Here is an 18,666-nt window from a genome sequence, read left to right on the forward strand (position 1 = left end):
TCAAAACAATCCATTTTTATGAAATACGATCCCATCGACAACACACTTTTCAAGATCAACCGTAAAAATTTCATGGCACAGATGAAGCCAGAAAGCCTTGCGGTGTTCAACTCCAACGATGTATTCAAAACAGGTGCAGACAGCACCATGCCATTCAAACAGCACAGAGATATTTTTTATCTAAGCGGTGCAGATCAAGAAGATACCATATTAGTGCTATTTCCTGATTGTCCAGACCCAGCGCACCGTGAGGTTCTTTTTGTGACGGAAACTAATGACCATATCGCCGTATGGGAAGGCGAGAAGTTGACTAAGGAAAAGGCGACTGAAATCTCTGGAATCGAGACCGTTTACTGGCTCAAGGAGTTTGACAAGAAATTCTTTGAAATGATGACGCAGGCGTCGACGATTTATTTCAACACTAATGAGCATTACCGTCAAGCGGTAGAGATGCAGACTCGTGAAGATCGATTTATTCTAAAGACCAAAGCGCAATATCCAGCGCACAATTATGCCAAAAGCGCACCCATCATGCAGCGATTGCGTGCCGTCAAACATCCTATTGAATTGGCATTGATGCAGCGAGCCTGTGACATTACAAATGCTGGTTTCCGTAGGGTGATGGACTTTGTCAAGCCAGGCGTCATGGAATATGTAATAGAAGCAGAATACCTGCATGAATTTATCAAAAGCCGCAGCGATGGTTTTGCGTATACGCCTATCATAGCTAGCGGCAACAATGCTAATGTATTGCATTATATAGAGAACAATCAAGAGTGCAAGGCAGGCGATTTGATCCTCATGGATGTTGGGGCAACCTATGCAAATTATTCGGCAGACATGACACGTACGATTCCCGTAAGTGGAAAGTTTACCAAACGCCAAAAGGAGGTTTACAACGCAGTCAACAAGGTCAAAAACGAAGCTACCGAAATGCTCGTTCCAGGAACCTTGTGGAAGGAATACCATGTAGAGGTTGGAAACATCATGACTCGAGAGCTGCTCCAATTAGGATTACTGGATAAGGCTGATGTTCAAAACGAAAACAAAGAATGGCCAGCTTACAAAAAGTACTTTATGCACGGGACATCACACCACATAGGTCTGGACACGCATGATTATGGTTTACTATGGGAACCTATGCAGGCGAACAACGTATTTACCGTTGAACCTGGAATTTACATTCCAGAAGAAGGCTTTGGGATACGACTGGAAGATGACGTAGTGATTCAAGAAAAGGGCAGTCCCAAAAATTTGATGGGTGACATTCCTATTGAAGCTGATGAAATTGAAGATTTAATGAATCAATAATATTCTTTCTATATAAAAAAAGCCAGTGCTTATCAAAGCACTGGCTTTTTTATGTGTTGTCTTGAAAAGGACTAGTAATCGATTTCTCCTTCTGGAGTCACGCCGCTTTTGAGGTTGTTACAGTTTACTCCAGAATACACATAGGTTACCGTAGCATCATCTGCATCGCTGTCCAGAACAGCCGTAACACCATCAAGATTGAGAGAATATCCTAGATTGGTTTTCTTGGCTTTGACCGTTAATGGCTTGCTCAAATCCTTACGTTTGCGATTGACGGTAAGTCCACTGGCCAGTTGATAATTTGAAGCTTTACTGTCTCGAGATTGAAGGTTCCAGCCACCTAGACGCCACTCGGCTTCACGGTTATTAAAGTTAAGCGTCAAGTTTTCATCCCAGTAAAAGGTTTTTACCGGGTTCCCATTACAGTCATCTATAATTTTTGTGATGCTGGGACTACCTATCAAGGCGTTCATTTTTTCCAGTACCATGTTTTCATTTCTTCCAAACATAATGATGTCCTGGCTGCCGTCACTTTTTACAAAGTTGATGGAAGTAGGCGTCAACACTGCAGATTGATAACTCAAGGTGGTACCGCTATTTAGACTTTTGCTATTGACCGTTTTATTGGGATCCACATTGGCCTTTTCCTGGCTAGCCGTACTCGCAGTGCTATTTTCTGTAGTGGTGTTTTCAATATCAGTATGGGATTTATCCTTTTTACAGCTGCTCAAGATGAGTAAAAGCGCGATAGGCAAAAAGCGTAATGTTTTCATGTTTGAATTTTCACCAAATGTAAAAAATAAGAAAACTCTTTTTGATCAAGCCCTTCAAAAAGAGCCTCCTATATTCTTGTCTGGCATTTTAAGGTTGGTGTACCTTTGCAGCCATGGCGAGAGACGAGCAACTTAGGGATCGATGGGAACGTACAACGGCTTTTTTTCAGGAGCGTTTTAGCGATGGCGAGGCAATGGATCTGGATGCCATCCTGTTTTTGATAGGCGTACAGGAATTGGGACAGCTGCACCGCAAATTCCAGAAAGATGAAAAATACCAGTTGATGCACATCGCCATTTGTCGGGTGCTGGAACCCTATGGGTATTATGAGTTTTCCCATTTTGACGAAGAAAAATGGCCGCATTATGCCGTGGTCCAAAAATTACCTGCGCTCAAGGCTGGTGAGCAGTCCCTACTTATGAAAGAGGCGATCGTCAACTACATGATGGACGCTGGCGTGATCGATTGATGGTTTATAGGTAACCAGATTTTAAAGGAGTTCGCTTTCGCGAAAGCGAATTAACCTCAAGCCTAACTTCTCAAAAAAACCATTTGAGAACAAAAAATTCTAATCGCTATTTAAGATTAGGAATCTGCGGGAAGATCTTCTTCAGATTGGGTTTCCATGCCCAGTTGTTTGCTGCGCTTTTCCCAGTTCTTGCGAGCGAGTAACTGCATGTCCTCGACATTATCGCTTTCATCCATTATCTCAAGACCCAACATGGTCTCAATCACGTCTTCCATGGTGGCAAGACCCTGCACGCTACCATAATCGTCCAGGACCAGCGCAATATGTTCCTTGCTGGCTATCATCTGGTCAAAAAGCTGTGTGATGGGCATGTCAAAGCGAACGAGCGCGATTTCACGGCGCAGATCTTCCAGGGTTTCGGCGGGTTTATCGTGAATGATATCTGCAAGAATGGCGTCTTTTAAAACGTAACCCGTGATGTCGTCGCGATTAGCTCCATAAACTGGTATGCGTGAAAATCGCAATTCCTGATTTGCTGCAAAAAAGTCTTTGATCAACATCTTTTGCGACGCCATGAACATCACAGATCGTGGCGTCATGATGTCCTTCACCTCAATCTTGTTAAAGTTCATCAAGCTTTTGATATACTGACCTTCAGAAGGATGGAATACGCCTTCTTCCTCGGCAGTTTCTGTAATGGAAAGAAACTCTTCACGCGTCATGGTGTTCATATGCGCGCTTTTACCAATGGCTCTTGTCGTTAATTGAAGTACCCAAAGAATACCTGTGTATTTCAAAAAGGCTACCATTCCTACCAAAATGCGAGTAGAAATGCCTGCCAGACTTTGCCAGTAGGTAGCACCTATGGTTTTAGGGATGATTTCAGATACCACTAAAATCAAAATCGTCATGATACCAGATACAACACCTACAAGAGGAATCCCAAATACTGCCGCTTGAAAACCGTCGGACACCATACTTTCTGCCTGTACACCCACGAGAATCGCACCAACTGTATGTGCCAGTGTGTTGAGTGTCAAAATCGCGATAAGCGGCTTGTCCACATCGTTCTTAAGGTTTGTCAATGCTGTGGTGTAGCTGGCTCCTTCAGTCGTTTTCATTTTGATAAACGTAGGAGTGATGGAAAGCAGTACGGCCTCAAGTATGGAACACATAAATGAGAAAAATATCGATACTACTGCATAAAGGATTAGTAATCCCATAGAAGTTGGTTTTACGGTAAAAATAGGAAAACCTTGTGGTGGTGCTCGTTAAGTTTTTGGGAAATAGAAAACAATGTATAGTTGATAGCGTAAGAATTTTTTTGTTAACAATTTCATAACATTGAATTTTTAAGATTTAATTCCCTAATTCCCTAATTCCCTAATTCCCTAGTTTGCTCGAATTAAATCCAACCAATGATTCGAAAATTATATTTTAGGTATATTACATTTGTCTTTTTGATCGTATTAAGTGCATCATTATTTGGTTGTGAAAAGGATCTTGTTGTTGAATATGATAATTGCAAGCATAATGCCTCCCAGAGCGACGTTCTGCAATCTCATAGCATTAACGACCTTCCAATATTAAGGGAGAAGCTTTCAGCAATTGTAAATAGTAGCAGGACAAAAGATTCTGGTGCAAATACTGATGTTCAATTTGAATTATTTGAGAGTTTTGAAATAATATCTGTAACACTTAATGAAGTAACAACCTACACGTTACCAATAAAGCAGGCCACAAATAAAAAAGATCAATTATCGAACCTTGTATTGAGCTATGAAAATGATACATTGGTCAAGTCACATATTTTCAAATATAAAGGGGATTTAGGGTTTAATGATTTGGAAAATCGAAAATCTGGAATTTTATTCTATGGCCAGCTACAAATAATAAGTGTTGATCAAAATATAGATCTATTTGCTAAAACCTCTAGTTGTTACCCTATTGATATTTTAGTTTGCAGTTGGGTGGACCCTGATGAAGGTGGCGGTTTGTATTTTGCAGGAGCTAATTGTACCGCTGCATTTATTTCCTCCATGCGGTTTACCTTTTGTCCCGATGGGGACAAAATAATTGATATCTCATTAAATGAAGGGTCAGGTACTACAGGTGGTACAACCAATGGAGATGGAACGGAACCTGGTAATTTCTATCATGATGGATCACCATGGGTAGGTAATATAGGAGATCCTGAGCACAACTATGTCACAACACCTGTACCTGATCCACCCTGCGAGCAAGATCCATTGAGTTTAACCGAAGGTGGTTGTTATGACGCTCAGGATAATTTAGAACCAATTGATGATGATCCAACAAATGATATTATTATTGGTAGCACTAATAATACTCCTGGAGGCGATCCTTACGTTCCGAATGATGATGACGTATTTGTATTATCTGATATACCAACAACTATGTCTAAACAAGTTGGTGCATCTTGTGTAAGTTCCTCAATAGAGTACGTTGCAAATGTTTTGGGAGGAGAAACTACTCGAAACGAGATTGATAATTGGTTTTTAAATACCTTTAAAATAATGATACCTATACAAGGAGTGCCATTTGATAAAGTATCTATACTTGTAAGCCATTACTTAACAACTGGCCCTTTTATAGGTATAAAAGAAGCTATTGATGCTGGAAACCCATATTTAACTAATATCGAATTATCCAGAACTGTAGATGCTGAAGGTAATATTTTTATAGATGGCCATATGGTTATTATTGTGGGTTATCACCCGAATGGAGATTATATATTTATGGATCCTCTAGCAGGATCGCTTAGAGAAGCACCACCATCAAGTTTTCCTAACGATTTTAGCTATGGAGGTATGATTACTGGAGTAAGATAAATTACTAAATCAATCAAAAATTATAATTATGAAAAAATACAAATATTATATATCGTACTTGTCTCAATGCTCAGCTTTAGTTGTGCAGCACAATCAGTACCTCCTAATGCTAAAGAAATCTTAACTTCCAAAGATTGGAAAATTGACGGTTATGGAGTTGAAAATATTTATAAAATTAAATTTACCAACACTGCGATAATTGTTCACCATAATAATGAGCTGATAGGTGAACTGGAATATTATTTCTCTACTACTTTAAACGATTGTTCTCCCAATGGATTTAATGAAAATAATGTAGGTGACACATTAAGCGGAAAGTATCTTATATCTGAAAAATCTTGTTTAGAGCTAATTAATGTTAGTGAAAATGAATTGAAATTTAAAAGTGTATATGGAGGTAATCCAAACAATATAACAACTGCATCTCCAATTTAAACCTCTACGAATCATTCATCTAGGCTTAAAAACATCAAGCCTTTTATAAGATGTACTTCTATGAGAAAACTTCTGATAGCAGAGTAATGAAGTATGAAGCTGGATGGATTGATGAAATTTAATGATAGAAGATGGATTGTTTTTTCTGTTAGGAAATCGTCCTCACCACATCCTTAGCAAAATAACTAGCTATCAAATCAGCGCCAGCACGTTTGATGGCGGTGACCTGTTCCATCATCACCGCATCGTGGTCCAACCAGCCTTTTTCTGCAGCCGCTTTGAGCATGGCGTATTCACCGCTTACTTGATACACGGCAATGGGCAGTTCAATTTCGTTGCGTAGATCTCGAACGATATCCAGATAACACAATCCTGGTTTTACCATTAGAATGTCCGCACCTTCATCGATATCCATTAGGGATTCTTTGATGGCTTCAGATCTGTTGGCAGGATCCATTTGGTAGGTTTTCTTATCGCCAAAACCTGGTGCGCTATCCAGCGCATCTCTAAATGGGCCGTAGAAAGCACTGGCATATTTGGCACTATAACTCATGATGCCAGTATCGGTAAATCCGTTTTCTTCTAGGGCTTCTCTAATATAAAGAATGCGGCCGTCCATCATATCGCTGGGTGCGACCATGTCGGCGCCTGCCTGTGCGTGGGAAACGCTCATTTGTGCTAGAACTTCACTCGTGGCATCGTTGATGATCTTGCCATTTTCCACGATGCCGTCATGGCCGTAGCTGGAATAAGGATCCAGTGCAACATCAGTCATCACATACATTTCTGGAGCGGCATCTTTTACGGTTTTGATGGCGCGTTGCATCAATCCGTCTTTGTTCAAGGCTTCCGTTCCTTTGTTGTCTTTTAGGTTGTCCGGTACTTTCACAAATAACAAGACGCTTTTCAATCCCATCTTCCACAGCAGGCGAACTTCATCTACCAGCAAATCCAGACTGAACCTATAATAGTTAGGCATGCTCGCAATCTCTTCCTGTATTCCTTTTCCTTCCACAACAAACAACGGCACGATAAAGTCATTAGGTGTGATGCTGGTCTCACGCACTAACGACCTGATGGCTTCACTTGTACGTAATCTTCTATTTCTTCTCAGTGGATACATAGGGTAGTTTTAATTGTGTGAGTAGTTGTTGAAAATCAGCGTCATAGTCTGGTGTTTCAAAAACTACTTTTTTACTGTCGTTATAGATTTCTATTTGACTTGGCTCTGCAATGGTCCCATCATTTTCAGATTCAAGTTCAAGTTCACGTTCAAGTTCAAGTTCGCGAAAGCGAAACTCCACAAAGGTATTGATCAACTGCGCATCTTTATAAGAAAGCTCACGTCTTATGGTTTCCTTAGGACTAAAAAACGCCATCTCATTATTCAGGAATCCCATGCGATATTCATCGCCGTTGGCTAACGTGAACTTGATTTGAAAATCCTGAGTCTCAAAAATCGAATTGATGTTTTCAACATTGGGTTCCAATTCCTGCTGGCAGGATACCGTCAGGATGACGCTTAAGAAAAGGACTAACTTTTTCATACTTTAAATTTCAATGCTTGGTCAAGCGCTTTTGTTCTCATTCCACTCTAGCTGGAGTTGCCACATACCTTAATCAATACGTTATCAAATCAACCCATCAAAACATCAATCCTTATTCAAGACCTTACTGCTCGCCTGTGCGGTACACATCACGGTCAAATCTGCAATGTTGACGTGTGGTGGTCTGCTTATCGCAAAATGCAGGACATCAGCAATGTCTTCAGGCAACAAGGGCTGGAAACCTTGATACACTTTCTCAGCGCGCTCAGAATCTCCTTTGAATCGCACTTCGCTAAAATTGGTATGCACCAGTCCCGGATTCACAGCGCCTACACGTATGGAATAGGGATTTAGATCCATGCGCATACCAGTAGTAATAGCGTCTACCGCGTGTTTACTGCCGCAATAAACCGTGCCGTTAGGATATACTTCTTTACCAGCCGTGGATCCTATATTGATTACTTGGCCAGATTTGCGCTCCTTCATTTGTGGAATCACCGCATGGCTCACGTACAGCAAACCCTTCACATTGATATCCATCATCGCATCCCAATCTTCAATGCTACCCTCATGAATAGGGTCTAATCCATGGGCATTACCCGCATTGTTGATCAACACATCGATCGTGGCAAAATCTGCTGGCAGGTTTTTGATTTTCTCTGCCACAACTTCTTTATCACGTACGTCAAATTCCAGCGTGGTGATAGCGGTTTGAGCGCCCAGTTCCTTTTCAAGCTCTGCCAATTTTTCAGCATTGCGACCACATAGGATCAGTCGGTAATTGTTTTGGGCCAGCAGTTGGGCAGTGGCCAGGCCTATACCGCTCGTGGCGCCAGTAATCAATACAGTTTTCATGACTCGTTTTTTGTAAAGGTAAAAAGAATGCGATTGCAGTGGTGACGGCTTAAACTTTTGGCATGATTTTTTGTCCAACTGCCGTATGCGTGAAGGATTGAAGATGGTGTATGGAATCGCTTTATTTTTGATTGTTTCGCTTTCGCGAAAGCGAAATAAGTAAAAGTCAGTTCACATTGAGCGCCGCCTGCGGTTTACCGGTCAAAGTTTCGAGGTGCGAAAGAGAACATCCAAAACAGCGCCATCTATGCCATGAACCACATGGTATGGGACATATCGCGCACCGCTGGTCGTTGCTTTAAAGGGACTTCATTTATAGATTGTTAGATCTGTAAGTGATTTTTAATTTTATGCCCATTTTAGGGAGCAACCGTACAAGAAAAAGTATTTTTAGGAGTTGAAACGATTATAAAAGTGGAACATATGAATCAAGAGAATACGGCAGTAGATATTGCCAGTATCAATGACAAAGTCCAGGCAGAAAGCGCATTTATAGCGCCGCTTGTGGCAGAGATGAATAAGGTAATCGTGGGACAGCAGTACATGATCGACCGTTTGTTGATAGGGTTACTGGGACGTGGTCACATATTGCTGGAAGGTGTTCCTGGTCTGGCCAAAACACTTGCCATCACCACACTATCACAAGCCGTGAGCGCTAGTTTTTCAAGAATACAGTTCACACCAGACCTTTTACCGGCAGACGTTGTGGGAACCTTGATCTACAACATGAAGGACGCCGATTTCTCCATACGTAAAGGACCCATTTTTGCCAACTTTGTTCTCGCAGATGAGATCAACCGTGCACCGGCCAAAGTACAGTCGGCACTTCTGGAGGCGATGCAGGAAAAGCAGGTCACCATAGGCGACACCACGTTCCCACTAGAGAAACCGTTCTTGGTAATGGCAACACAAAACCCAGTAGATCAAGAAGGAACCTATCCATTGCCTGAAGCGCAAATGGACCGTTTCATGCTCAAGACCGTGATCGATTATCCAACTATTGCAGACGAGCAGTTCATTATGCGGGCCAATCTCAAGAAAGAATTCCCAAAACCTAATCCAGTAGTGACGCCAGAGCAAATTTTACGCGCTCAGGAAGCGGTGGAAATGGTTTACATGGATGAGAAGATCGAGAAATACATTCTTGATATTGTATTTGCGACCCGTTATCCAGAAAAATACAACCTGCCCGACTTGAAGCCGTTGATCAGCTTTGGTGCATCACCGCGTGGATCCATTAGTTTAGCGAAATCGGCAAAATGTTATGCCTTTATCAAGCGACGTGGTTATGTCATCCCAGAAGATGTACGCGCCGTTGTTCTAGATGTATTACGTCACCGTATAGGCATCACCTACGAGGCCGAAGCCGAGAACTACACCACGGAAGATATCGTGAACAAGATCGTGAATACGATTGAGGTACCGTAGCAAGTTATGAGTTCGGAGTTATGAGTTCAGAGTTTTCAAATTCCAAGCTCCAAATCTCAAATCCCAATAATGCTTTGAAACACTTCGAGCGACAGTCGAGAAGCGGTTTGCAATAATGATAAAGAATAGAAAACCATAACCATTGAATATTAGTTCAAATATCAAACGACTTTCTTTACACGATTCTCATTTTAAAAATGTGGAGCGTTTAGGAAATAATATTGAATTAATATTTGACTGGGCTAAGTTGGAAAACTTTAATGAAAGTGGGATTGATGATGGTTTAGTCTTAGGTGAAACAAAATTGAGAATTAAGGGAATTTCAAAAGAAAAATTCAGAGGTTATTTTGATGGAACGAAATGGAAACCTATATCTGAACCAATTGATTTTGTGAATTCATGGGAACAAATAGCTAACACTGAAATTGATGAAGTATCGAATCAAATTCAACTAGATGGAATGTATAGCACGGAGAAAGAAAATTTCTGGATAGAATGGTCTTTTAAATATGAAAATTGTGTAATTGAGTGGAATAGTCATGTGACTTTCACAGAACGGAAGGAATGAAAATTACAGAATGATTAAAATACGAACTTGCTTTTACAGCACATATGCGCAGTCCGCTTCAGGACAAGAGGAAAGTACCATTGATACAAATCAAAACAATCAAACCGAGCGACAGTTGAGAAGCTGTTCGAATGAAAGCAAAAAATCTAATTACTAACTACTACATTCTAAATACTGCGAGCGCAGCGAGCAATGGACACTAAAGAACTTCTTAAAAAAGTACGCAAGATCGAGATCAAGACTCGGCGGTTGAGCGATGCCGTTTTTGGAGGTGAATACCACAGTGCCTTCAAGGGTCGTGGGATGACTTTTAGTGAAGTACGTCAATACCAGTATGGCGACGATGTGCGTAATATTGACTGGAACGTGACAGCGAGATATTCAGAGCCTTTTGTAAAGGTGTTTGAAGAAGAGCGTGAGCTCACGTTGATGCTGGTGGCAGATGTGAGCGGCTCGACCTTATTCGGTACGCAGGAACAGTTGAAGCGTGAAATCATTACCGAGATCAGCGCAACACTGGCCTTTAGCGCCTTGCAGAACAACGATAAAGTAGGATTGCTGCTGTTTTCTGATCAGGTAGAATTGTTCATTCCGCCCAAGAAAGGGAAGTTCCACATCTTGAGAATCATACGCGAGCTGCTGGAATACAAACCACAAAAAAATACTACAGACATAGGTGCCGCCATGGAATATCTAGGAGGTGTCCTGAAGAAAAAAGCTATCGTGTTTGTGATGTCAGACTTTATGAGTACCGGCTATCAAAAAGCGTTACAGATTGTTGGGCGCAAACACGACGTGACGGGAATTCGCGTTTTTGACAAGCGTGAAGAAGAAATTCCATCCATGGGATTGGTGCCTTTTGTGGATCAGGAAACGGGCAAGCAACGCATTATCAATACTAGTTCTCGAGCGGTACGTACCAAATATGCGGCCTATCACAAAGAAAACGCCGCCTATTTCAAAACCGCTTTTACTAAGGCAGATGCCGGCGCCATCGATTTAGAAACCAGAGATAATTACACCACAAAATTATTGGGATACTTTAAAAGAAGATGATCAGACAGCTATCCTACATGTTATGTTTTCTAGCCGCTATTCCTGCAATAGCGCAAACTGCCAATAGCCTTATCACAAAAGTGGATCGTGATTCCATCATGATGGGTGAAGAAATCAAGTTGCAGATCACCGTGGACGCCACGCCACAGGACCTGATCATTTTTCCTATCCAGCAGGCGATGGGCGCGCTGGAAGTGATTGAGGATTATCCGGTAGATACGATACGCGAGAATGATAGATACAGATTGTTCAAACAGTATGGAATCACGCAGTTTGACAGTGGTGATTACTACGTGCCGCGTCTCAAATTGTTCATCAACAACAAGGAGCGTTTTACAGACAGCCTTTTGGTCAAGGTGCGCGAGGTGCAAACCGATACAACCGTGCAAGGTATGTATGATATCAAACCCGATATTGAGAATGAATACGAGCGACCATTCAACTGGAAAGGCTTGATATTACTGCTGTTGTGGATACCATTGGGGATTTTGTTTTGGTGGCTTTCGCGAAAGCGAACTCAAAAAACATACGAGCAAACACTACCACCTTATGAGTGGTCAAAATACCGTTTGAACAAGCTGGCCGAAAGCAATCTGGTCGAAGATCGTGCATGGAAAGCGTACTACACAGAGCTATCCTACATCGTGCGCCGCTATATTGACAACAAAGTCTATGGACATGCCATGGAGAGCACCACGGCAGAGCTGATCCAAAACATTGAAAGAGAAACCGCTGCCAAAGGCGTGTCCATCACCGATAAAACCAAGCAACGACTGGAAGCCGTCCTGCAAAAAGCAGACTTGATCAAGTTTGCGGGAATGTCTGGCGATGGAATTAGTGCTAAAGAAGATCGTGAGGCGATCAACGATATTATCTACAACATCCATCAAGTGTTGCCGCCACCTAGCGAGGAAGAATTGTTACTGGATGTCAAATACCGCAAGGAGCAGGCACGTAAGGCGAGAATACGCAAAATACTCATGTACGTGGCTGGTGTCGTTCTAGGACTGGCGATTGCGATCGCAGCCTGGATCGTGATTGTTGGGTACGACAACGTCAAGGATCAGATTTTTGGGAATGAGTTGCGTGAATATTATGAAGGCGAGCGCTACACTAGTCAATATGGTATTCCAGAAGTGACGATCACTACACCTATTATTTTGGAACGTGATATTGATTTTGCCAGTGATTTAATTCCAGCAGAATCTGCAAATGCCTTGAATGCCTTTACCGCTGGTGATCTGGAAGATGATTTCTACATCATGGTCGCGACCTTGCAGCTGGATGAAGAGTCGGCTAAAAAAGGAGCTGAGGTTGGCGCATCCGTCATGATTTCGCCATTGTTGAAGGAACTGGAGCAAGTTGGTGCCACCAATATCACCACGCTGGATGAAGAGATCGAACGTAATGGCGTGAAGGGAACTAAGGTAGAAGGAAGCTATGATCGTGACGGCGATGAATTTAAGTATGAAGCCTTTATTTACTTGAATGGCAATGCTGTACAAGCGATCATCATAAGCACGGCAGATCTTGAGGCAAAATCTCCAGAACAGGAATATGGCAGATTGCTGCGCGAGCAAATCATTAGCTCCATACAATTGAACAAACCACAACCCGCTAAAAAAGATCAAGAATGATACAATGGTGGAATAAGATGGAGTTTGTGGACCCAGAATTTTTCTGGCTGTTGCTGCTGTTGCCGTTGATCATCGCCTACTACATCTGGCAAGGCAAAAAGCAAAATGCAGATGTGCGTATCTCATCACTTAAAGGTTTTGAAGGATCTGATTCGTTTTTGGCGCGATTGCGACCTGTATTGCTGGTGCTGCGACTGCTGGCCTTGGCATTTATCATTGTAGGCCTGGCGCGACCACAAACCACAGATGTCAATACAAAAACAAGCTCTACTGAAGGTATCGACATCGTCCTCGCGGTCGATGTAAGTGCGAGTATGTTGGCCCGAGATTTCAAACCCGACCGACTGGAAGCCACAAAACGAGTGGCACTGGATTTTATAGAAGGACGACCCAGCGATAGAATAGGCGTAGTGGTGTATGCTGCAGAAAGCTATACCAAAACACCTATCACCACAGACCAAAGCATCACGCTGCGCGCCGTGGAGAGCATCGAGTACAGCAATGTTTTGGAAAACGGTACTGCTATTGGAATGGGACTCGCCACATCGGTCAACCGATTGAAAGAAAGCACCAGCGACAGCAAAGTGATCATTTTAATGACCGATGGTGTCAACAATAGCGGATTCATAGATCCTAAAATCGCTACAGAACTCGCGATTGAATTTGGCATTAAAGTCTATACCATAGGAATAGGAACCAACGGCAACGCGATGTCGCCGGTTGGACAAGACCAGCGTACCGGTGCTTTTAGATTTGCCATGACGCCCGTAGAAATTGATGAAGGACTCATGAAACAAATCGCTACAGACACTGGCGGGAAATACTATCGAGCGACTAATAACAGCAAACTGGAAGAAATCTATGAAGAGATCGACCAGCTGGAAAAAACAGAGATCGAAGAATTCAAGTTTTATAATGTGCAGGAGATGTTCAGGCCATTGGTGTTGATCGCCTTGGGATTGTTGGGATTGGAATTGTTATTAAGGTATACGTTGTTTAGGACGGCGGCGTGATGATAGTATCAAGTGTTTAGTACTTAGTACAAAGACGGTTGTATTGAAAACAATGACAATGTCAGTTCGAGCGATAGTGCCGCACTGAGCTAGTCGAAGTGTCGAGAACAGTTAGTTACGAAGAAACAGGAAACAAGAGACAAGAAAAAAGAAAGAGTAAATTTTCCCCTTTGGGGAAATGTCCGTAGGACAATGGGGCTTGCGCATGAGTGAAAACAATGATGATTGAAAAGAATAGAAACAACTAAATGATCCTAGAACAAAAAATATACTTCTGGCTACTCCTCGCGATTCCCGTGATTGTGCTGTTATTCTTGGGACTTTCGTTCTGGAAGGTGCGTGCGCAGCGCAAGTTTGCAGAAAAGGCGATGTTGGATCATTTGATTCCAGATCGATCTTGGTTCAAGCCTATTTTGAAATTGGTGACCGTTTGTGTGGCGATTTTGTTCATCACGATCGCGCTGGTTAATCCTAAGGCAGGAACCAAACTGGAAACCGTCGATCGTGAAGGTGTGGACATCGTTTTTGCCGTGGACGTTTCTAAGTCTATGTTGGCCGAAGACATTGCGCCCAATAGGTTGCAAAAATCCCAGCAACTCGTCACCCAGATTTTAAATAGCCTGGCGAGTGATAGAATTGGTTTGATCGCTTATGCCGGTAGTGCCGTACCGCAACTGCCCATCACGACCGATTACGGAAGTGCCAAAATGTTCCTACAAGCACTCAACACAGACCTCATTTCCAGTCAAGGAACCGCCATAGCAGAGGCAATCCAGCTGGCCGAAAGCTACTACGGCGATAACAGTGAAGCCGCCAAAGTTCTCGTTATCATCAGCGATGGTGAGGACCATGAAGGCGAGGCGATAAGCATGGCCGAGGATGCTGCAGACAACGGCGTGCGCATCATCACCATAGGCGTTGGTACAGAAAAAGGAGGCACCATTCCCATCAAGCGCAACGGCGTCACGCAGTCCTTCAAAAAGGACAACGATGGCAACACCGTCATCACAAAACTCAATACTGAAACTTTGTCAGAAATCGCAGACGCCGGCAATGGCGTTTACATCGATGGTACGATTACTGCAGATGCTATCGAGGCGTTGCAGGACGAGCTTTCTGGTATTGATAAGGTGGCCTTTGAGTCCCAACAATATGCAGATTTTGCCTCGCAATTCCAGTGGTTTTTAGGCATCGGTTTGTTCTTTTTGGTGCTGGAGATGATCTACACCAACCGCAAAACGGGCTGGATCAAAAAACTGAATTTATTCAATGAATAACGTGAAACAATATATTGGCTTTTTAGGGATGTTTTTGATGTGTTTCGCTTTCGCGAAAGCGCAATCACAACAACCTGATAACACAGCTTATGAATCTGCGATGGCACAAGGCGTGGACTATGCCGCAGACAATAATTTCCCAAAAGCAGAAGCATCCTACCGCAAGGCCAAAGCATTGCAACCGGAAAGTACTGAGGCTTCCTATAATCTGGGCAACCTTTACTATAAAAACAAAAAAGGCTACAACGCCGCAGAGAATTATACCACAGCGGCAACAACGGCCAAAACCAAGGCCGAAAAACACAAGGCGTTTCATAATCTGGGCAACACTTTTATGGAGAACAAACGCTTCTCTGAAGCGGTAGAAGCCTATAAAAACGCTTTAAGAAACGACCCAACAGACGATGAGACCCGCTACAATCTAGCACTTGCCAAACAGGAAGAAGAAAAGCAAGGTGGCGGCGGTGGCGGCGATGATCAGGACAAGAAAGACAAGGGAGATAACGAGGACCAGAACGACAACAAGGATGGCGATCAAGACGATAAGTCTGGTGGCGACAATGAAGGAGATAAAGAAAAAGAAGGCGACAAGGATAAAGGCGATCAAGGAGAAGGTAAGGACGACCCCAAAGGTGAGAACCAAGAAGGAAAAGACGGTGATGGCAAGCCTAAGGAGCAAGAAGGCAAACAGCCGCAACAACGTGTGGAAGGTCAAATGACGCCACAGCAAATACGCCAGATTCTGGAAGCCATGAATAATGAAGAGCAGAAGATTCAGGATAAGATCAATGCTCAAAAAGTAAAGGGAACCAAGAAGAAAACAGAGAAGGACTGGTAAATGAAAAGACTAGCATTTCTATTATTATGGTTGATAGCAACTACGGTGCAAGCGCAAGTTTCCTTTACGGGAACGGCGACTAGAGATGCTATTGCGTTAAATGAAAGGTTGCGAGTTGAATTTAAAATGAACGTGGATGGCGACAGTTTCTCGCCACCCAACTTTGCTGGATTTAGAGTGGCCAGTGGTCCTATTCAGGGAATTTCTCAAAGCTACGTCAACGGGAAAGGAACCTTTACAAAATCCTACACCTATATCCTCGCACCAGAAAGTACAGGCACCAAAACCATAGGTGCAGCTACCATGAATTACAAAGGTGAGGAATTTTCTACCGCACCGTTCACCGTGAGCGTTACCAAGGCTATTGAAGAACCCAGAGAAACTACGGGAAATGAGCCTGTTCGTGAAATAGCAGAACAAAACATTCATTTGGTAGCTGAGGTTTCCAACGCATCACCTTACTTGAACGAAGCCATTAGAGTGGTCTATAAACTCTACGTGTCCAACAATTCTGGAATCAACGGCTGGACAGAAACCGACAGTCCCAAGTATGCTGATTTCTGGTCACAGAATATAGATAAGCGCGACCAGCAGGTGCGTACCGGCACGTATCAAGGCCAGGAATATAGATATTTGGTCTTGAGGGAAGCCATTTTATATCCGCAGAAAACGGGACGATTGACCATCGAGCCGCTGGTGTTGGATGTCAATGTTCAGGTGCCATCGGGTAGGCGAGATTTCTTTGGAAGGTCCTTCATGACGACCGAGAAGTTGCGTGTGACTGCTGGAGCACGCGCCATTAATGTCAAAGGCTTACCACAAGAAGGGCGACCTGCGAGTTTTACAGGTGCAGTTGGGCAATTTGATTTTGGAGTGAATTTGACACGTGCACAGTTGGAATCTGGTGAAAGCCTTGTGGCCAGTGTTGAGGTCAAAGGCACTGGTAATTTGCAACTCATGCAATTGCCTAAACTGGACGTTCCCGCACAACTGGAAGTCTATGAACCAGAACGTGTTGATAAAACCCAAACCACATACAGTGGCGTGCGCGGCAGCATCGCAGATAATTATACGATCGTGCCACAATCTGGAGGTACGTTCACCTTGCCAGATGTTGAGTTCAGCTACTTTGATCCAGCGGCCGGCAGGTACAAAACCATCAATAGCGGTGAGAACCGTATTGAGGTAAGCGGTCCAGCGGTGACTGCAAATAGTTCTGGTGGGACTAACGTTTTAAGTGCTGGCGATACCTTTGCTTTTATCAAAACAAATACGGAACTGGAATCGATTGAGCAGGAACGCTTTTTCGGCACAACGGTATATTGGGCGGTTTTGGGCGGTCTGTTTTTGCTTATTCCGGTAGTGTTACTGTTTAAGAAACGACGTGAGGTATTGGAATCTGACGTACAGGGAAGAAAGGTCAAAACGGCCAATAAGCTGAGCAAGAAATACCTGTCTGAGGCTCGTAGAAATATAGGAAATGCAGAGCTGTTCTATGAAAGTCTGGAACGCGCACTACACAACTTCCTGAAGTCAAAACTCAAGATCACCACTGCCGAAATGACTAAGCAGCGCGTGGATGAATTGCTGCAACAACGACGTGTACAGGACGACGTTCGTGTAGAGTTTATCTCGTTGCTTTCTGCCGCAGAAATGGCACGATATGCGCCGTCAACCGCAACAGGAATGCAGCAGGATTATGACAAGGCGAGCAAGGTGATCAATCAATTGGACAAACAAATAAATTAGGGCGATGAGATTCTGGATGTACATATTTTTTGTGGGTTTGATGCAGGTGACCATGGCACAGAACAGCAATGGTGTTGATGGTGATTCCGCTTTCGCGAAAGCGAACTCATCCTACACTGCAGAAAACTATCAAGAAGCCATCGATGCCTATGAATCCATACTGCAATCCGGCCAGCACAGCGCAGAGGTGTATTTCAACCTTGGTAATTCCTATTACAAGCTTAATCAGGTAGGTCCTGCGATCTACAATTATGAAAAGGCGTTGCAAATGGAGCCGTCCAACAAGGATTTCAAAAATAACTTGAAATTTGCCGAGCAATTGCGAGTGGATGCGGTGGAAGATGCAGCAAAGAACCCAGTACAGGAATTTCTCAATAATCTTGCGGGATCATTATCGGTCGACAACTGGGCTTATGTAAGCATCATGCTCGCATTAGTAACGATTTTGATGTTTCTACTTTATCATTATGCGATGACTACGGGCAAGAAACGTTTGTTTTTTACATTAGCCTTGATAGGTTTAATCCTGATGACGCTGTCGATTGTAGCGGCTAATTATTCCCAGAATTTGATGGAAGATAATGAGCAAGCTATCATCTATTCTCAAGAAACCATCACTAGAACAGAGCCCAAGGACAGCGGAACGGCGAGTTTTACCATTCATGAAGGCACTAAGGTAACGGTGCTGGAAGAATATGAAGGTTGGACTCACATCGAGGTGGCCAATGGATCTAGAGCCTGGCTACCGTCTGCAGACTTAAAAAAGTTATAGTCACTTCTAAAGTTTTTCTTCTTTTCTTAACCGATCTTTAAGAATTCCTAAAAAATTTTAGGATATTGCCTAATAGTATTACTAT

18 protein-coding genes are annotated in these 18,666 nt (G+C 43.0%); 13 read left to right on the forward strand and 5 right to left on the reverse strand.

The window, feature by feature from the left end; translation table 11 throughout:
- Nucleotides 1-18: 18 nt before the first annotated feature.
- Nucleotides 19-1,311, forward strand: coding sequence for an aminopeptidase P family protein (locus BST86_RS12335; RefSeq protein WP_105983512.1), 1,293 nt, complete (start codon nucleotides 19-21; stop codon nucleotides 1,309-1,311).
- 71 nt (nucleotides 1,312-1,382) lie between these two features.
- On the opposite strand, the gene BST86_RS12340 is transcribed toward BST86_RS12335, so the two are convergent.
- A complete protein-coding gene (locus BST86_RS12340; protein WP_105983513.1) occupies nucleotides 1,383-2,084 on the reverse strand; it encodes a hypothetical protein in 702 nt (233 codons plus the stop codon).
- A gap of 113 nt (nucleotides 2,085-2,197) precedes the next feature.
- Between BST86_RS12340 and BST86_RS12345 the strand changes: the two genes are divergently transcribed.
- Nucleotides 2,198-2,554: a hypothetical protein gene (locus BST86_RS12345; protein ID WP_105983514.1), complete on the forward strand. Its 357-nt coding sequence runs from the start codon at nucleotides 2,198-2,200 to the stop codon at nucleotides 2,552-2,554.
- 116 nt (nucleotides 2,555-2,670) lie between these two features.
- On the opposite strand, the gene BST86_RS12350 is transcribed toward BST86_RS12345, so the two are convergent.
- On the reverse strand, nucleotides 2,671-3,777 hold the full coding sequence (locus BST86_RS12350; RefSeq protein ID WP_105983515.1) for a CNNM domain-containing protein: 1,107 nt from the start codon (nucleotides 3,775-3,777) through the stop codon (nucleotides 2,671-2,673).
- Nucleotides 3,778-3,972: 195 nt separating this feature from the next.
- Here BST86_RS12350 and BST86_RS12355 point away from each other — a divergent pair, with 195 nt between their 5' ends.
- Together BST86_RS12355 and BST86_RS12360 are read left to right on the forward strand one after the other, a co-directional pair.
- Nucleotides 3,973-5,406, forward strand: coding sequence for a C39 family peptidase (locus BST86_RS12355; protein ID WP_105983516.1), 1,434 nt, complete (start codon nucleotides 3,973-3,975; stop codon nucleotides 5,404-5,406).
- A 66-nt stretch (nucleotides 5,407-5,472) separates the two neighbouring features.
- The gene (locus tag BST86_RS12360) at nucleotides 5,473-5,841 is read left to right on the forward strand and encodes a hypothetical protein (RefSeq protein ID WP_105983517.1); all 369 of its coding nucleotides are present in this window, start codon (nucleotides 5,473-5,475) and stop codon (nucleotides 5,839-5,841) included.
- A gap of 148 nt (nucleotides 5,842-5,989) precedes the next feature.
- On the opposite strand, the gene hemB is transcribed toward BST86_RS12360, so the two are convergent.
- The 3 genes from hemB to BST86_RS12375 all read right to left on the reverse strand — a co-directional run bounded on the left by hemB (nucleotide 5,990) and on the right by BST86_RS12375 (nucleotide 8,243).
- Nucleotides 5,990-6,964 carry a porphobilinogen synthase gene (hemB, locus tag BST86_RS12365; protein WP_105983518.1) on the reverse strand — a complete coding sequence of 325 codons (975 nt, stop codon included), beginning with the start codon at nucleotides 6,962-6,964 and terminating at the stop codon, nucleotides 5,990-5,992.
- The gene (locus BST86_RS12370) at nucleotides 6,942-7,388 is read right to left on the reverse strand and encodes a hypothetical protein (protein ID WP_105983519.1); all 447 of its coding nucleotides are present in this window, start codon (nucleotides 7,386-7,388) and stop codon (nucleotides 6,942-6,944) included. The genes hemB and BST86_RS12370 overlap by 23 nt, the downstream gene beginning before the upstream one ends.
- 105 nt (nucleotides 7,389-7,493) lie before the next feature.
- Entirely contained in the window at nucleotides 7,494-8,243 is a 750-nt protein-coding gene (locus BST86_RS12375; RefSeq protein WP_105983520.1) for an SDR family NAD(P)-dependent oxidoreductase, read from the reverse strand.
- 423 nt (nucleotides 8,244-8,666) lie between these two features.
- Between BST86_RS12375 and BST86_RS12380 the strand changes: the two genes are divergently transcribed.
- From BST86_RS12380 to BST86_RS12420, 9 genes are all read left to right on the forward strand, one after another.
- On the forward strand, nucleotides 8,667-9,671 hold the full coding sequence (locus BST86_RS12380) for an AAA family ATPase (RefSeq protein WP_055411531.1): 1,005 nt from the start codon (nucleotides 8,667-8,669) through the stop codon (nucleotides 9,669-9,671).
- 142 nt (nucleotides 9,672-9,813) lie between these two features.
- A complete protein-coding gene (locus BST86_RS12385) occupies nucleotides 9,814-10,239 on the forward strand; it encodes a hypothetical protein (protein ID WP_105983521.1) in 426 nt (141 codons plus the stop codon).
- A 192-nt stretch (nucleotides 10,240-10,431) separates the two neighbouring features.
- Entirely contained in the window at nucleotides 10,432-11,295 is an 864-nt protein-coding gene (locus tag BST86_RS12390; protein WP_105983522.1) for a DUF58 domain-containing protein, read from the forward strand.
- On the forward strand, nucleotides 11,292-12,932 hold the full coding sequence (locus tag BST86_RS12395) for a hypothetical protein (RefSeq protein ID WP_105983523.1): 1,641 nt from the start codon (nucleotides 11,292-11,294) through the stop codon (nucleotides 12,930-12,932). The genes BST86_RS12390 and BST86_RS12395 overlap by 4 nt, the downstream gene beginning before the upstream one ends.
- Nucleotides 12,929-13,945, forward strand: coding sequence for a VWA domain-containing protein (locus BST86_RS12400; protein ID WP_105983524.1), 1,017 nt, complete (start codon nucleotides 12,929-12,931; stop codon nucleotides 13,943-13,945). Before BST86_RS12395 ends, BST86_RS12400 begins: the two co-directional genes overlap by 4 nt.
- 248 nt (nucleotides 13,946-14,193) lie before the next feature.
- The gene (locus tag BST86_RS12405; protein ID WP_105983525.1) at nucleotides 14,194-15,222 is read left to right on the forward strand and encodes a vWA domain-containing protein; all 1,029 of its coding nucleotides are present in this window, start codon (nucleotides 14,194-14,196) and stop codon (nucleotides 15,220-15,222) included.
- On the forward strand, nucleotides 15,215-16,060 hold the full coding sequence (locus BST86_RS12410) for a tetratricopeptide repeat protein (RefSeq protein ID WP_105983526.1): 846 nt from the start codon (nucleotides 15,215-15,217) through the stop codon (nucleotides 16,058-16,060). The genes BST86_RS12405 and BST86_RS12410 overlap by 8 nt, the downstream gene beginning before the upstream one ends.
- On the forward strand, nucleotides 16,061-17,809 hold the full coding sequence (locus BST86_RS12415; RefSeq protein ID WP_105983527.1) for a BatD family protein: 1,749 nt from the start codon (nucleotides 16,061-16,063) through the stop codon (nucleotides 17,807-17,809).
- A gap of 4 nt (nucleotides 17,810-17,813) precedes the next feature.
- The gene (locus BST86_RS12420) at nucleotides 17,814-18,581 is read left to right on the forward strand and encodes a tetratricopeptide repeat protein (protein ID WP_105983528.1); all 768 of its coding nucleotides are present in this window, start codon (nucleotides 17,814-17,816) and stop codon (nucleotides 18,579-18,581) included.
- Nucleotides 18,582-18,666 lie beyond the last annotated feature (85 nt).

Origin of the sequence: Nonlabens agnitus, from assembly GCF_002994045.1 — a bacterium.
In the GTDB taxonomy this organism is placed as follows: Bacteria; Bacteroidota; Bacteroidia; order Flavobacteriales; family Flavobacteriaceae; genus Nonlabens; species Nonlabens agnitus.

Coding starts and splice junctions, on each gene's coding strand:
- BST86_RS12410 (WP_105983526.1), top strand. CDS start 15,215: ATGAATAACGTGAAACAATATATTGGCTTTTTAGGGATGTTTTTGATG.
- BST86_RS12420 (WP_105983528.1), top strand. CDS start 17,814: ATGAGATTCTGGATGTACATATTTTTTGTGGGTTTGATGCAGGTGACC.
- BST86_RS12355 (WP_105983516.1), top strand. CDS start 3,973: ATGATTCGAAAATTATATTTTAGGTATATTACATTTGTCTTTTTGATC.
- BST86_RS12375 (WP_105983520.1), bottom strand. CDS start 8,243: ATGAAAACTGTATTGATTACTGGCGCCACGAGCGGTATAGGCCTGGCC.
- BST86_RS12400 (WP_105983524.1), top strand. CDS start 12,929: ATGATACAATGGTGGAATAAGATGGAGTTTGTGGACCCAGAATTTTTC.
- BST86_RS12405 (WP_105983525.1), top strand. CDS start 14,194: ATGATCCTAGAACAAAAAATATACTTCTGGCTACTCCTCGCGATTCCC.
- BST86_RS12415 (WP_105983527.1), top strand. CDS start 16,061: ATGAAAAGACTAGCATTTCTATTATTATGGTTGATAGCAACTACGGTG.
- hemB (WP_105983518.1), bottom strand. CDS start 6,964: ATGTATCCACTGAGAAGAAATAGAAGATTACGTACAAGTGAAGCCATC.
- BST86_RS12395 (WP_105983523.1), top strand. CDS start 11,292: ATGATCAGACAGCTATCCTACATGTTATGTTTTCTAGCCGCTATTCCT.
- BST86_RS12335 (WP_105983512.1), top strand. CDS start 19: ATGAAATACGATCCCATCGACAACACACTTTTCAAGATCAACCGTAAA.
- BST86_RS12380 (WP_055411531.1), top strand. CDS start 8,667: ATGAATCAAGAGAATACGGCAGTAGATATTGCCAGTATCAATGACAAA.
- BST86_RS12370 (WP_105983519.1), bottom strand. CDS start 7,388: ATGAAAAAGTTAGTCCTTTTCTTAAGCGTCATCCTGACGGTATCCTGC.
- BST86_RS12350 (WP_105983515.1), bottom strand. CDS start 3,777: ATGGGATTACTAATCCTTTATGCAGTAGTATCGATATTTTTCTCATTT.
- BST86_RS12340 (WP_105983513.1), bottom strand. CDS start 2,084: ATGAAAACATTACGCTTTTTGCCTATCGCGCTTTTACTCATCTTGAGC.
- BST86_RS12360 (WP_105983517.1), top strand. CDS start 5,473: ATGCTCAGCTTTAGTTGTGCAGCACAATCAGTACCTCCTAATGCTAAA.
- BST86_RS12345 (WP_105983514.1), top strand. CDS start 2,198: ATGGCGAGAGACGAGCAACTTAGGGATCGATGGGAACGTACAACGGCT.
- BST86_RS12390 (WP_105983522.1), top strand. CDS start 10,432: ATGGACACTAAAGAACTTCTTAAAAAAGTACGCAAGATCGAGATCAAG.